This window comes from Pseudomonas sp. GW822-FHT04H02, assembly GCF_058800645.1.
Window position 1 is genome coordinate 614685 of record NZ_JBXAMM010000001.1, and the last position, 14138, is coordinate 628822.

The 14138-nt window shown below is 64.8% G+C and carries 10 protein-coding genes; 7 read left to right on the forward strand and 3 right to left on the reverse strand.

From position 1 onward, the window contains the following. Window positions 1–165: 165 nt before the first annotated feature. From preA to hydA, 3 genes are all read right to left on the reverse strand, one after another. Complete coding sequence (gene preA / locus AC1RMG_RS03005; RefSeq protein WP_065363807.1) at window positions 166–1440, reverse strand: NAD-dependent dihydropyrimidine dehydrogenase subunit PreA; 1275 nt, start codon at window positions 1438–1440, stop codon at window positions 166–168. Next, on the reverse strand, window positions 1441–2808 hold the full coding sequence (locus AC1RMG_RS03010; protein WP_493168283.1) for an NAD(P)-dependent oxidoreductase: 1368 nt from the start codon (window positions 2806–2808) through the stop codon (window positions 1441–1443). 219 nt (window positions 2809–3027) lie between these two features. After that, on the reverse strand, window positions 3028–4467 hold the full coding sequence (gene hydA / locus AC1RMG_RS03015; protein ID WP_053150960.1) for a dihydropyrimidinase: 1440 nt from the start codon (window positions 4465–4467) through the stop codon (window positions 3028–3030). A gap of 622 nt (window positions 4468–5089) precedes the next feature. Here hydA and AC1RMG_RS03020 point away from each other — a divergent pair. The 7 genes from AC1RMG_RS03020 (at window position 5090) to msrA (ending at window position 13694) form a co-directional block, all read left to right on the forward strand. Beyond that, window positions 5090–6577, forward strand: a complete 1488-nt coding sequence (locus AC1RMG_RS03020; protein ID WP_019094042.1) for an NCS1 family nucleobase:cation symporter-1 — start codon at window positions 5090–5092, stop codon at window positions 6575–6577. A gap of 218 nt (window positions 6578–6795) precedes the next feature. Then, window positions 6796–8073 carry a Zn-dependent hydrolase gene (locus AC1RMG_RS03025; RefSeq protein ID WP_401019652.1) on the forward strand — a complete coding sequence of 426 codons (1278 nt, stop codon included), beginning with the start codon at window positions 6796–6798 and terminating at the stop codon, window positions 8071–8073. A gap of 91 nt (window positions 8074–8164) precedes the next feature. After that, window positions 8165–8767, forward strand: coding sequence for a hypothetical protein (locus AC1RMG_RS03030; protein WP_011060847.1), 603 nt, complete (start codon window positions 8165–8167; stop codon window positions 8765–8767). A gap of 260 nt (window positions 8768–9027) precedes the next feature. Continuing rightward, window positions 9028–9996: an aliphatic sulfonate ABC transporter substrate-binding protein gene (locus tag AC1RMG_RS03035; RefSeq protein WP_019093858.1), complete on the forward strand. Its 969-nt coding sequence runs from the start codon at window positions 9028–9030 to the stop codon at window positions 9994–9996. Window positions 9997–10108: 112 nt separating this feature from the next. Continuing rightward, window positions 10109–12181, forward strand: coding sequence for an ATP-binding cassette domain-containing protein (locus tag AC1RMG_RS03040; protein WP_493168286.1), 2073 nt, complete (start codon window positions 10109–10111; stop codon window positions 12179–12181). Then, window positions 12178–13233: an ABC transporter substrate-binding protein gene (locus AC1RMG_RS03045; protein WP_065363813.1), complete on the forward strand. Its 1056-nt coding sequence runs from the start codon at window positions 12178–12180 to the stop codon at window positions 13231–13233. The genes AC1RMG_RS03040 and AC1RMG_RS03045 overlap by 4 nt, the downstream gene beginning before the upstream one ends. Then, on the forward strand, window positions 13230–13694 hold the full coding sequence (gene msrA / locus AC1RMG_RS03050; protein WP_186355466.1) for a peptide-methionine (S)-S-oxide reductase MsrA: 465 nt from the start codon (window positions 13230–13232) through the stop codon (window positions 13692–13694). The genes AC1RMG_RS03045 and msrA overlap by 4 nt, the downstream gene beginning before the upstream one ends. The last annotated feature ends 444 nt before the right edge of the window (window positions 13695–14138 follow it).

The following is a 14138-nucleotide window of genomic DNA, read 5'->3' on the forward strand; positions in this document are numbered from 1 at the left end:
CTTCCCGTAGGAGCGGGCTTGCCAGCGAAGGGGCCCGCAAGACCGCCTTCGCCGGCAAGCCGGCTCCTACAGAACCTCCCGCGATATTCCTGCCAGCCGTAGGAGCTGGCTTGCCAACGAAGAGGCCCGCAAGACCACCTTCGCCGGCAAGAGCAGGCCTCTCTCTCAAACAGCTTCGCGGTAGGGGTTGCGCGGGTCGTGCAGCCAGTCGAGGAACGGTTTGCCCGTGTCCTGGGGCACCATCTCGATGCAGTCCTGCACCGGGCAGGTGATCTGGCACAGGTTGCAGCCCACGCATTCGTCGTCGATCACTTCATATACATGGCTGCCGTCGGCTTGCCGGAGGCTGGCAATCGCCTGGTGCGAGGTGTCTTCGCAGGCGATATGGCAGCGGCCGCAGCCAATGCAGGCCTGCTGGTCGATCCTGGCGATCACCTGGTAGTTGATGTCCAGGTACTTCCAGTCGGTGGTGTTGCCCACCGCGCGCCCGGAGAAGTCCTGCAGGCTGCGATAGCCCTGGCTGTCCATCCACCGCGACAGCCCATCCTTCATTTCCTCGACGATGCGAAAGCCATGCAGCATTGCCGCCGTGCACACCTGCACCGCGCCGCAGCCCAGGGCGACGAACTCCGCCGCATCGCGCCAGCTGCCGATGCCGCCGATGCCGCAGATCGGCAGGCCGCGGGTCTGCGGGTCGCGGGCAATCTCGGCCACCATGTTCAGGGCGATCGGCTTGACCGCCGAGCCGCAATAACCGCCGTGGGTGCTCTGGCTGCCCACCATCGGGTGGGCCACCATGCGCTCCAGGTCGACGCTGGTGATGGAGTTGATGGTGTTGATCAGCGACACCGCGTCCGCCCCACCACGATGGGCGGCGCGGGCGGCGGTGCGGATGTCGGTGATGTTCGGCGTCAGCTTGACGATCACCGGCAGCGAGCAATAAGTCTTGCACCAGCGAGTCACCTGCTCGACATACTCCGGCACCTGGCCCACCGCCGCACCCATGCCCCGTTCCGGCATGCCGTGGGGGCAGCCGAAGTTCAGTTCGATGCCGTCGGCACCGGTGGCTTCCACCAGCGGCAGGATGGCTTTCCACGACTCTTCGACGCAGGGCACCATCAGCGAGACGATCAGCGCCCGGTCTGGCCAGTCCTTCTTCACCTGGGTGATTTCCTTGAGGTTGATCTCCAGGGAGCGGTCGGTGATCAGCTCGATGTTGTTGATCCCCATCACTTCGCGGTTCGGTCCGAAATGCGCCGAATAACGGGACGAGACGTTGACCGCCGCCGGGTCCTCACCCAGGGTTTTCCAGACCACACCACCCCAGCCGGCCTCGAACGCGCGGACCACGTTGTAGGCCTTGTCGGTGGGTGGCGCTGAGGCCAGCCAGAACGGATTGGGGGCTTTGATACCGGCGAAGACAATCGACAGATCGGCCATTTATGCAGCCTCCTGGTTGAGCATCAGTCGGGCATGCATGGCTTCTGCGGCCAGCTTGCCGTGTTGTACCGCCTGCACGGTGAGGTCCTGGCCGAGGCTGACGCAGTCGCCGCCGGCGTAGACTCCGGGAATGCTGGTGCGCAGGTGTTCGTCCACCTGGATACGTTCGCCGCTGCGTTGCAGCTCCCGGGCCAGCGGGTCGCTCAGGGCTGTAGCGTCGAAGCTCTGGCCGATGGCCTTGAAGATCGCATCGGCGGCCAGTTCGAAGGTGTCGCCGGTGGTTTGCAGGCGGCCTTCCATCATGCGGGTACGGGCGAAGCGCATGCCGCGCACCCGGCCCTGGTCATCCAGCAGCACCTGTTGCGGCGCGGCCCAGGTCAGCAGGCGCACCTGATTGGCCTTGGCGATGTCCTGTTCATGCTCGGTGGCGCCCATGTCCTCGACGCCCCGGCGGTACACCAGGTTGACGTCACTGGCACCCAGGCGCGCCATCTGCACCGCCATGTCGATGGCGGTATTGCCGGCGCCGAGCACGATGCAGCGCTCCGCCAGGGGCAACTGGCTGAGGTCGTCGGCCTGGCGCAATTCGCGAATGTAGTCGGTGGCGGCCAGCAGCCCGGGGGCGTCTTCATGCTCCAGCCCCAGTTGCTTGCTGGCGGCCAGCCCGAGGCCGAGGAACACCGCGTCGAACTGCTGGTGCAGCTCGGTCAGGCTCAGGTTGGCGCCCAGCTTGTGCCCGTGGCGGATCTCGATGCCGCCAACGCCCAGTAGAAACTCCAGCTCCCGCTGAGCGAAGTCATCCACCAGCTTGTACTTGGCGATCCCGTATTCGTTGAGGCCGCCAGCCTTGTCCCGGGCTTCGAAAATCACCACCTCATGGCCGTGCAGGGCGCAGCGGTGGGCGCAGGACAAACCCGCCGGGCCGGCGCCGACCACGGCAATGCGCTTGCCGGTGGGCGCGGCGCGCTGGAACGGGTGCTGGGTGAAGTGCGCGTTGTCCAGGGCATAGCGCTGCAACAGGCCGATCAGCACCGGTGCGCACTCCTGGGCGTTGTTGCGCACGCAGGCCTGCTGGCAGAGGATTTCCGTGGGGCAGACCCGGGCGCAGCTGCCGCCGAGGATATTGGCCGAGAGAATCTTCTGCGCCGCACCCTGGACGTTGTCGGTGTGGATATTGCGGATGAACGAAGGAATGTCGATCTCGCTGGGGCAGGCGTTGACGCAGGGCGCGTCGTAGCAATACAGGCAGCGCGAAGCTTCCAGGTGGGCCTGGCGGGCGTTGAGCGGCGGCGCCAGGTCGCTGAAGTGGCCGGCCAGGGTGGCGCCGTCCAGGGGCGGGTGGGGCAAGTGGTTCAAGGTCTTGATCACGGTTTTGGCCTCACGGTTCGTTTCTTGGTTGCCTCTGACGGGCATTTTCTATAGCTGGGATCACCCATATCCGTAGGAGCCGGCTTGCCGGCGAATAGGCCTTTGACTCTTACAAGGGATCTTCGGGCGCCTTCGCTGGCAAGCCAGCTCCTGCAGGGGGCATGGGTTTCTGTAGGAGCGAGCTTGCTCGCGATAGGGGGGCAACGCCCCCCCCCGGTCTCAGCGTTTAACCGCCGTCGGCTTGTGCCGCTCGGCGCGCTTGCTCAAGAGGTCGAACACCGCCGGGTAGGCCGGGCGCTCGATGTAGCGCCCGGCACCGCGTTCGGCCCGCAGGTCGCCGTCGGCCCACACCAGCTTGCCCTGGCTGATGGTGTGGCTGGGCACGCCGCGCACGGTCTTGCCCTCGAAGATGTTGAAGTCCACTTGCTGGTGGTGGGTCTTGGCGGAAATGGTGCGGCTGCCTTGCGGGTCCCAGAGCACCAGGTCGGCGTCGGCGCCGACGCGGATCGCGCCCTTGCGCGGGTAGAGGTTGAAGATCTTCGCGGTGTTGGTGGAGGTCAGGGCGACGAACTCCTGCATCGACAGGCGCCCGCTGTTCACCCCTTCATCCCAGAGCACGGCCATGCGGTCCTCGATGCCGGCGGTGCCGTTGGGGATCTTGCTGAAGTCGTCGCGGCCGGCGGCTTTCTGTTCGGCGCAGAAGCAGCAGTGGTCGGTGGCGGTGGTGTGCAGGTTGCCCGATTGCAGGCCGCGCCACAGGGCCTCCTGATGGCCACGGGGGCGGAAGGGCGGGCTCATCACGTAGCCGGCGGCGGTCTGCCAGTCCGGGTCGCGGTACACGCTGTCGTCCAGCAGCAGGTGCCCGGCCAGCACTTCACCGTAGACCGGCTGGCCCTTGCCCCGGGCATAGCTGATTTCGTCCAGGGCTTCCTGGGTCGAGACGTGCACCAGGTACAGCGGCGTGCCCAGGGTCTCGGCGATGCGAATCGCCCGGCTGGCGGCTTCGCCTTCGACTTGCGAAGGCCGCGACAACGGGTGGGCTTCCGGCCCGGTAATGCCCTGGGCCAGCAGCTTGCGTTGCAGGTGATACACCAGCTCGCCGTTTTCCGCGTGTACCGTGGGTACCGCCCCCAGTTCCAGGCAGCGCTCGAAGCTCGCCACCAGGGTGTCGTCGGCGGCCATGATGGCATTCTTGTAGGCCATGAAGTGCTTGAAGCTGTTGATGCCGTGGTGCTGCACCAGCTCGGCCATTTCCTCGCGCACCTGCTCGCTCCACCAGGTAATGGCCACGTGGAAGCCGTAGTCGCTGGCGGATTTTTCCGCCCAGCCGCGCCACTGCTGGAAGGCTTCCAGCAACGACTGCTGGGGGTTGGGAATCACGAAGTCGATGATCGAGGTGGTGCCCCCCGCCAGGCCCGCTGCCGTGCCGCTGAAGAAGTCTTCGCTGGCCACGGTGCCCATGAAGGGCAGCTGCATGTGGGTATGGGGGTCGATGCCGCCGGGCATCAAGTATTGGCCGCTGCCATCGAGCACTTCGCAACCGACGGGAATATCCAGATTGTTGCCGATGGCGCGAATTAGACCGTCTGCGCAGAGCACATCGGCTTTATAACTTTCATCATGGGTAATAACGGTGGCGCCACGGATCAACAGAGACATTCCGAGTTCCTCGCAGGCATGACCGACTGCTGTCGGTTCTAACTTTTTTATTGAACGCACTGATAACTTAAACAATCCTGTCATCGGTGACAGGATTAGAAGCTAGTCGCACTTCAAAGAAACATCAAGAATATTTTTTATAAGCTTATATTCAATATAACTTGTTGAAATATAAAGATTAAAAGTTAAAATCTGCAAAATGGTGCAGCCTCTCACCATTTTGACGCACTTGACAGGATCAAAAAATAGTCGAGATTTCCTATGTCAAATCAGCTGCTTGAGGAGGCGCTGGGAAGGCCGGGAAATAACTAGGAAAATAACCGTGCACTGCTTTGGGTCCTGATCGAATGGACAACTTGCCAAACACCCGGCCTGAGTGAGTTGGCAACTAACCGAGGACTTCAAAGTTAATTGAATAAAACTGAATGACATCAGTTGTTTACATGGATTCCGCACACTGTGCAGTCGCGTATCCGGCAGTAGTTGGCACCTTTATTGAGTGCCGCCGCAGATCGCTGGCCAGGAGGGTGGAAGTCGTAAGTTCTCCGGCCATCGTCCGGCGCGCTGTCCCTTGGTGTGCCGGCCTGATGAGCAAAATAATCAGAACAACAGTGGAGCGGCCATGCAACAGATCAGATCCCAGGTGACCGAGCGCGCCGGCTTGTACGAGCTGGACGCCGGCAGCGACGTACTCGACAGCCCCCGTTACAACCACGACATCGCACCGACCAAGGTCCAGGAACGCACCTGGAACAAATGGCACATCACCGCACTGTGGATCGGCATGTCGATCTGCGTGCCCACCTACACCCTGGGCGGGGTGCTCACCGCCTACTTCGGCCTCAGTGTCGGCGAGGCGCTGCTGGCGATCCTGCTGGCCAATATCGTGGTGCTGGTGCCCCTGACCCTCAACGCCTTTGCCGGCACCAAGTACGGCATTCCGTTCCCAGTGCTGCTGCGCTCCTCGTTCGGCATCATCGGCTCCAACGTGCCGTGCCTGATCCGCGCCCTGGTGGCCTGCGGCTGGTTCGGCATCCAGACGATGTTCGGCGGGCTGGCGATCCACCTGTTCCTGGGCTCGATCTTCGAGGGCTGGAAGGCCCTGGGCGGCACCGGCGAGGTGATCGGCTTCATGATTTTCTGGACCCTCAACCTGTGGGTTGTGCTGCGCGGCGCCGAGTCGATCAAGTGGCTGGAAACCCTGTCCGCGCCGCTGCTGGTGGCGGTGGGCATCGGCCTGCTGGTATGGGCCTTGCCCAGCGTGTCGCTGACTGAGCTGTTGGCGATCCCGCCCAAGCGTCCCGAGGGCGCCAGTGTCACCGGTTACTTCATGGCCGGGCTCACGGCGATGGTGGGTTTCTGGGCCACCTTGTCGCTGAACATTCCCGACTTCAGCCGCTACGCGAAAAGCCAGAAGGACCAGATCCTCGGACAGATCTTCGGCTTGCCGCTGACCATGTTCCTGTTCGCCGCCCTGGGGGTGGTGATGACCGCCGCCTCGGTGAAACTGGTGGGGGTCACCGTCTCCGATCCGGTGAGCCTGATCGGCCATATCCAGAGCCCGGGCTGGGTGGCCCTGGCCATGGCGCTGATCATCATCGCCACCTTGTCCACCAACACCGCGGCCAACATCGTCTCGCCCACCAACGACTTCCAGAACCTGGCGCCCAAGCTGATCGGCCGCACCACCGCGGTGATCCTCACCGGCCTGGTGGGGCTGGCGCTGATGGGCCACGAGTTGCTGAAAAAACTCGGCCTGCTGATTTCCGATGTCAGCCTGGAGACCGTGTATTCCAACTGGCTACTGGGTTACTCCAGCCTGCTGGGGCCGATTGCCGGGATCATGGTGGTGGACTACTTCATCATCAAGAAACAGCGCCTGGACCTGGCCGGCCTGTACCGCGACGACGTCTACCCGGCGTGGAACTGGCACGGCTTCATCGCTTTCGGCGTACCGGTGGCCCTGACCCTGATGTCCCTGGGCAGCAGCGCCTTCAACTGGTTCTACAGCTACGGCTGGTTCACCGGCTCGGCCCTGGGCGGGTTGATCTACTACGGCCTGTGCAGCCTGCGCAGCCCCCAGGTGGCCACCGCCAAGACCCCAACATGAACACCCAGCCAGCGTGCTCGCGGGCACCACCCCCGTCCCGTAGGAGCTGGCTTGCCAGCGAAGGCGTCGGCACGGGCGACGCACATCTTGCGGGCCCCTTCGCCGGCAAGCGTAACGCCGCCCGGCCGGCTCCTACCGATTGTTGCTAGGCCGTTATCCCGGGCGATTGCGCCACGCATCCCCCGACAAAATCAGAAGAAACGCCTGAGGAAATCACCATGAACGCTGCCGTCGAGGTTCTGCAATCCAGCCATCAGCACATCAACCGCGACCGCCTGTGGCAGTCGCTCATGGAACTGGCCAGGCTCGGCGCCACGGTCAAGGGCGGCGTCTGTCGCCTGGCCCTGACCGACCTCGACCGCCAGGCCCGGGATCTGTTCGTGCAATGGTGCGAGGAGGCCGGTTGCGCGGTCACGGTGGATGGCATCGGCAACATCTTCGCCCGCCGCCCCGGGCGCAATCCGCACCTGCCGCCGGTAATGACCGGCAGCCATATCGACACCCAGCCCACCGGCGGCAAGTTCGATGGCTGTTTCGGCGTATTGGCCGGGGTGGAAGTGCTGCGCACCCTCAACGACCTCAAGCTGGAAACCGAGGCGCCCCTGGAAGTGGTGGTGTGGACCAACGAAGAAGGCTCGCGCTTTCCGCCGTGCATGATGGGCTCCGGGGTGTTCGCCGAGAAGTTCACCCTAGAGGACACCCTGGCCAAGACCGACGTCGATGGCATCAGCGTCGGTGAGGCCCTGAACGCCATCGGCTACGCCGGCACGCGCCCGGTCAGCGGGCATCCGGTGGGCGCCTATTTTGAAGCGCACATCGAGCAAGGCCCGATCCTGGAAGATGAGCGCAAGACCATAGGCGTGGTGCTCGGCGCCCTGGGGCAGAAGTGGTTCGATCTCAAGCTGCGGGGTGTCGAAGCCCATGCCGGCCCGACCCCCATGCACCTGCGCAAGGACGCCCTGGTGGGCGCCGCCGCCGTGGTGGCGGCGGTCAACCGCGCCGCCCTCGGCCACCAGCCTCACGCCTGCGGCACCGTTGGCTGCCTGCAAGCCTACCCGGGTTCGCGCAACGTGATTCCGGGCGAGGTGCGCATGACCCTGGACTTCCGCCACCTGGAGCCGGCGCGCCTGGACTCGATGATTGCCGAGGTGCGCCAGGTGATCGACAACACCTGCGAAGAACACGGCCTGAGCTTCGAACTGACCCCCACCGCGGACTTTCCGCCGCTGTACTTCGACCCGGTGTGCGTCGATGCGGTGCGCGGCGCCGCGCAGGGTTTGGGGTTGTCCCACATGGACATCGTCAGCGGTGCCGGGCATGACGCGATCTTCGTCGCCGAGCTGGGCCCGGCGGGGATGATCTTCGTGCCTTGCGAAGGTGGCATCAGCCACAACGAAATCGAGAACGCCGACCCCGACGACCTCGCCGCCGGCTGCGCGGTGCTGCTGCGCGCCATGCTCGCCGCCTCCCAGGCCATCGCCCAGCGCCAACCGTAGGAGCCGGCTTGCCGGCGAAGAGGCCGGCAAGACATGCATCGCCAATGCCGACGCCTTCGCTGGCAAGCCAGTTCCTGCAAGGGGCATCGTGGTGGGCTTTGCCTGGCGTACACTGGCGAACTTTTCCCATGGGATGCCGAATATGCACAGGATGGTGCTCTGCCTGGCCCTGGCTCTGAGTCTCGGCGGTTGTATCGATTACAAATGGGGCCACGACTGGAAGGCCGACAGTCCGGGCGGCTGGCAAGACGCAAGCGTTGTCGGTTTCGACAAAGGCACGGCGTTCCAACTGGCCTGCGGGGGCAGCCCACTCTATGTGAACGTGGAGACCCACGCCTCCCATCAACTTTTATCGCTGTTCTTCATCCCGTTGTTTTCCGCGTCGGACGATGACGGCCATGTATGGATCAGGGCCAGTCACCCCAGCCTGATGGCATGTGCTTCGCCTGCGCAAAACCCTCTGCTGCTGAAGCTGGACAACCGGCCCATTCAGGCAGTTGGCTTCTCGCGGCGTAGCGGCGAAGGCCTGTGCATCATCGACCTGGGCCCGCGCGAGTTGCAGGGCGAACAGCTGTCGATCGAGGTCAACCAGGCCTTGCTGCCCTGCGCAGTGGCGCCGATGACCCTGAAAAAGGACAGTTTCTTCTGCCTGCGGGCTACAAAGTTCGGCGGCTCGACACCGTGCGGTCGGTAGCCAAGAAGCAAGGCCCTGCGTACCGAACGCGGCCCGACCTTTCGCAGCCTCGCGGGCTCGGCAGCGGCTACAGGGTCCGTGGCGAGCTGGGTTTTTGTAGCCGCTGCCGCAGGCTGCGCACGCCCGGCACGGGCGTAGGGGGCAGGGCCGAGATAGAGCTGCCAGCCGAACCTAAGCTAATTCCTAAAAAGTATTTATTTTAGATTTGTTAGATCGATTAGCTTTTAGCGACTTTCCTGTCTCCCAGAAGGTTCGCCCCCATGCGCCTGCCCTTTGCTTTGCGTCGTAGCTTGTCGATCACCGCCCTGGCCGGCCTGGCGCTGGGCATGGCCCTCAATGCCCAGGCCGATACCGACCTGCGCATCGGCTATCAGAAATCCTCGACCCTGCTGGCCTTGCTCAAGGCCCAGGGCACCCTGGAAAAACAGCTGGCGGGGCAGGGCGTCAACATCACCTGGCACGAGTTCACCAGTGGCCTGCCGTTGGCGGAATCGCTGAATGTGGGCAATGTCGATATCAGCGCCGATGTCGCCGACACGGTACCGGTCTTCGCCCAGGCCGCCGGGGCCCAGCTGACCTATTTCGCCAGCGAAACTCCCTCCCCGGCGGCCCAGTCCATCGTCATTCCCAAGGATTCGCCGCTCAAGTCCCTGGCCGACCTCAAGGGCAAGCGCATCGCCGTGACCAAGGCCGCCGGCAGCCACTACCTGCTGATCGCCGCCTTGCGCGAAGCGGGCTTGAGCTTCGCCGATATCCAGCCGGTGTACCTGACCCCGGCCGATGGCCGCGCGGCGCTGGAAACCGCCAAGGTCGATGCCTGGGTCACCTGGGAACCCTTTGTCGCCAGCGCCCAGCGCCAGCAGGGCGCGCGGGTGCTGCACGACGGCCAGGGGCTGGCCAGCTATCGCCGTTACTACCTGGCTTCCAACGACTACGCCAAGGCCCATCCCGAGGTGCTGCAGCAAGTGTTCGCCGAGTTGCAGAAGACCGGCACCTGGGTCAAGGCGCACCCGGCCGAGGCGGCAAAACTGCTGGGCCCGCTGTGGGGCAACCTGGATGTGCCGACGGTGGAACTGGCCAACAGCCGCCGCACCTACAAGGTAGAAGCGGTCAAGCCCGACGCCCTGGGCGAGCAGCAGAAAATCGCCGATGCCTTCTACCAGGAAAAGCTGTTGCCCAAGCCAGTGGATGCCCGGGCCGTGCAGTTGTGGAGCCCCAAATCCTTGTAGTGGGTCGTTAGGTCGCTTTCGCTTGTAGGAGCCGGCTTGCCGGCGAACAGGCCCCCCCTTTTTCTTGTTCACCGCCGGTTACGCCATCCCGCGCCCGGCGTCAGGAGTTCCCGTGTCTGCCGTTCACCCCCAAGAGGCCTTTGCCGTCCCTGCCTCAATCAGCCCGCCCGCGGTTAACGCCGACGTGGTGCTGGAATTGCGCCACCTGACCAAGCACTACGCCCGCCGCCGTGGCCCGTCCGCTCCGCCTGCGGTTGAGCAGGTCAGCCTCAAGGTGCGCCGTGGAGAAGTGCTGTGCCTGATGGGCACCTCCGGCAGCGGCAAGTCCACCTTGCTGCGCCATATCAACCGGTTGATCGAGCCCAGCAGCGGCGAAGTGCTGATCGACGGTTCGGCCATCAGCCAGCTTTCGGCCAGGGAACTGCGCACCCTGCGTTCGCGGCGCATCGGCATGGTGTTCCAGCACTTCGGCCTGCTGCCCCATCGCAGCGTGCGCGACAACGTCGCCTTGCCCCTGGAACTGCGCGGCGAGCCTGAGGCCCTGCGCCATGCCGCAGCCGACGTGCAACTGCAGGCAATGGGCCTGGAAGGCTGGGGCGATCACTACCCCCATGAGCTGTCCGGCGGCATGCAGCAGCGGGTCGGCCTGGCCCGGGCCCTGGTCAGCGAGCCGGACATCCTGCTGATGGACGAACCCTTCAGCGCCCTGGACCCGACCATCCGCCGCGACCTGCAAAGCCACTTTCTGCAGGTGGTGCGCGAGCGCGGCATCACCACCTTGCTGGTGACCCACGACCCGGCGGAAGCCCTGCGCCTGGCGGACCGCATCGCCGTGCTGCGCCACGGCCAGCTGATTCAGGTCGGCACGCCCGAGGAATTGCTGAAGCAGCCGGCGGATGCCGAAGTGGCGGACTTCTTCCAGGAACACGGCGCCCGCAGCGCCACGCCGGTGGCGACGATTGCCCCGCGCAAGAGCGCGACGACCCCGGCGCCGGTCAACCCCGGACTGTCCTCTGCCCAGGCCCTGCTGCTGGGGCCCGCCGCCCTGGCCGCCAGCGGTCGCGGTGGCCTGTACTGGCTGGGCTTCGCCCTGGAACTGGGGGCGGCCGCAGCCTTGGGGCAAGGGCTGGCCACGGCCAGTTTCGCCTGGGCCGCCCTGGCGCTCATCGGCTTGCTGCTCAGCCGCCTGTTGAGCCTGGCCCTGGCCCGCCGCCCCAGCCGCCTGGGGCGTTCGGACTGGCGTCTGCCGTGGCTGGTGTTGCTGCTGTCCCAGGCCCTGGTGCTGTGGCGGGTGTTGGCCACCGATGCCTCTGGCCCCTGGCTGCAATTTCCCGCCGACCGGCAAGTGCTGCTGGGCACCGCCGCGGCCATCGATCAACTGATTGCCTGGTCCCAGGTGACGTTCGAAAGCACCTTCGTCGGCGTGATAGTCGCCGTGCGCACGGTGATCGAAAGCATCGAAAGCCTGCTGGGCTGGCTGCCCTGGCCGGTGCCGGCCCTGGCCCTGGTGCTGCTGGCCTGGCGCAGCGCCGGCGCCGCCCTGGCCCTGACCAGTGCCGCGGCCTTGCTCTACATCGGCCTGTTCGGCTTCTGGGAACGGACCATCGCCACCCTGGCCCTGGTGGGCTCCTCGGTGCTGATCTCGCTGTTGATCGGCGTACCCGCCGGCATCCTCCTGGCCAAGCGCGCCCTGGCCCGGCGCCTGATCACTCCGCTCCTGGACGTGATGCAGACCTTGCCCACCTTCGTGTACCTGATCCCGGCGGTGGCGTTCTTCTCGGTGGGCAAGACCCCGGCGGTGATCGCCACGGTGATCTTCGCCCTGGCGCCGATGATCCGCCTCACCGCCCTGGGGATTCAGGAAGTGCCCAAGACCGCCGTCGAGGCGGCCCTGGCCCACGGCGCCACGCCGTGGCAGATCCTGACCAAGGTCGAACTGCCCCTGGCTGCGGGCTCCTTGCTGCTGGGGATCAACCAGACCCTGGTGATGAGCCTGTCGATGGTGGTGGTGGCGGCGCTGATCGGCGCCGGCGGCCTGGGCTACGACGTGATGACCGCGCTGCGCAACATCAAGGGCGGCGAGGGCATGCTGGCCGGCGCCGCGATCGTGTTCTGCGCGCTGATTCCCGACCGCATCATTCAAGCGACCCTGCGCCAGCGGGATCGCACATTGCATCAATCATGAGGTGTCCCTTGAACAAGTCGTTTACCCGTACCCTTGGCGCTGCCGCGCTGCTGTTGGGGTTGTCCCTGCCGGTGCTGGCCAAGGACAAGATCGTCATTGGCGAGCAGAACTGGACCGGCGCCATCGCCATCCAGAACATCCTTGGCGAAGTGATCAAGAGCCGCCTCGACGGCGAGGTTTCCTACCTCGCCGGTGACGTGCCGGTGCTGTTCGCTGCCGCCGCCAAGGGCGACGGCTCGGTGGACGTGCTGACCGATATCTGGCTGCCCAACCAGTCCGCCGCCTGGGCCAAATACGTCACCGGCGGCACTCGCTCGCTGGTGCCCAACAAGCAGCCGTACCTGGGGGTGCAGGGCTTCTACATCCCCGGCTACCTGCAAGACAAATACGGCGTGAAGTCGGTCTACGACCTGCAAAAGCCCGAAGTGGCGAAACTCTTCGAACCCCTGGGCGGCGGCAAGGCGCAACTGCTGGTGGGCCCGGCGGGTTGGGAATCGACCTACATCGGCGAGATCAAGGCCAAGGATTTCGGCTTTGCCGACAAATTCGAATCGGTGTCCACCGAAGCCTCGGTGACCTACGCCAAGCTGGCCGCGGCCTACAAGGCCCAACGCGGCGTGGTCTTCTACGCCTACACCCCGGACTGGATCTTCTCCGCCTTCGACCTGCGCCGCCTGGATGAACCGGCGTTCGACGGCTACGCCCAGGACAACAAGAAGGGCGACCCGCTGTACAAGGCCGACGGCTGCTGGAAATTCATCAGCCCCACGGTGGATGCCGACTGGCTGAGCAAGAGCAAGATCACCTGCGCCTACCCGGATGCCCGGGTGTATGTCCTGGCGTCCAGCGCCCTGCAAAAACGCGCACCGCGAATTGCCGCGTTCCTGGAGAACTTCAGCATCGAACCTCAGGCCCTGAACGACCTGATTCTCAAGATCGAAAAGGAACAGCAACCGGCGGCGCAGGCGGCCAAGGAATGGGTCGCGGCGCACCCGCAGATCGTTGATGGCTGGCTGGGTGCCAGCGGCGAGAAAGTGGGAGTGGCGCAATGAGTGGGGCGCCGGTGAACAGCCTCGAACAGGCGACCTTCGGCGCCGGGTGTTTCTGGGGTGCGGAAGCCGCGTTCCGGGCGCTGCCTGGGGTCGTGGACAGCCGCGTCGGCTACGCCGTGGAAGCGGCGGATGAAGCCTTGCAGATTGAAGTGGTGCAGGTGGATTTCGACCCTCAGGTGCTGGCGTATTCGACCCTGATCGAACACTTCTGGGGCTTGCACGATCCCACCTCGGTGGATCGCCAGGGCGAGCATGGCGGTGTGAAATATCGCTCGGCGATCTTCCACACCAACGCCGCGCAAGCCGAACAGGCGAGGGCGGCCAAGACCGCCCTGCAAGACTCCGGCCGCCTCAACAAACCCGTGGCCACGGTGATCGTGCCCTTGGGCCGCTTCGACCTGGCGGATGAAGCGCACCAGCGTTACCTGGAGAAGAACGGCCTGAGCAGTTGCCACATTTGATCGTTTGCAGGTACGCAGGCTTTTGTAGGGGCTGGCCAGGTCGCTCAAGGGGGCTTCGGTGTCGAGGTAGAACACCGGGTGTTCGGTGTGGTGGGTGTGGTTGGGTTTTGATAGGGGACATATCCGTTGCTGCGGGTGTGGCCACTTATGGTTTCGCCCTTACGGCGAGTCCCTTTTTACAAACGCCTAAAAAGGAACCAAAAACGCTTGCCCCTCCATGGGCCCCTCGCTAAGGCTCGGGGTTCCCTCACTTCGGCATTGCTCCGGGGGCCGCCGCCAACCGGCCATCCCTGGCCGGGTGGCGGCTAGCTCGGCATCCCTGCCGAGCTGCCCCCTACGCAACGCCTACGCTCGGCCGGCTGGGAAGGGGCCTGAAGATCAAGATCAAGATCAAAAGCAAAAGCCAAGCGCGTTTTACGCGCTTTTCGTAGGAGCCGGCTTGCC

Excerpts from the sequence above, each read along its gene's own strand:
- preA (WP_065363807.1), bottom strand. The coding sequence starts at position 1,440 with ATGGCCGATCTGTCGATTGTCTTCGCCGGTATCAAAGCCCCCAATCCG.
- hydA (WP_053150960.1), bottom strand. The coding sequence starts at position 4,467 with ATGTCTCTGTTGATCCGTGGCGCCACCGTTATTACCCATGATGAAAGT.
- AC1RMG_RS03020 (WP_019094042.1), top strand. The coding sequence starts at position 5,090 with ATGCAACAGATCAGATCCCAGGTGACCGAGCGCGCCGGCTTGTACGAG.
- AC1RMG_RS03025 (WP_401019652.1), top strand. The coding sequence starts at position 6,796 with ATGAACGCTGCCGTCGAGGTTCTGCAATCCAGCCATCAGCACATCAAC.
- AC1RMG_RS03035 (WP_019093858.1), top strand. The coding sequence starts at position 9,028 with ATGCGCCTGCCCTTTGCTTTGCGTCGTAGCTTGTCGATCACCGCCCTG.
- AC1RMG_RS03045 (WP_065363813.1), top strand. The coding sequence starts at position 12,178 with ATGAGGTGTCCCTTGAACAAGTCGTTTACCCGTACCCTTGGCGCTGCC.
- msrA (WP_186355466.1), top strand. The coding sequence starts at position 13,230 with ATGAGTGGGGCGCCGGTGAACAGCCTCGAACAGGCGACCTTCGGCGCC.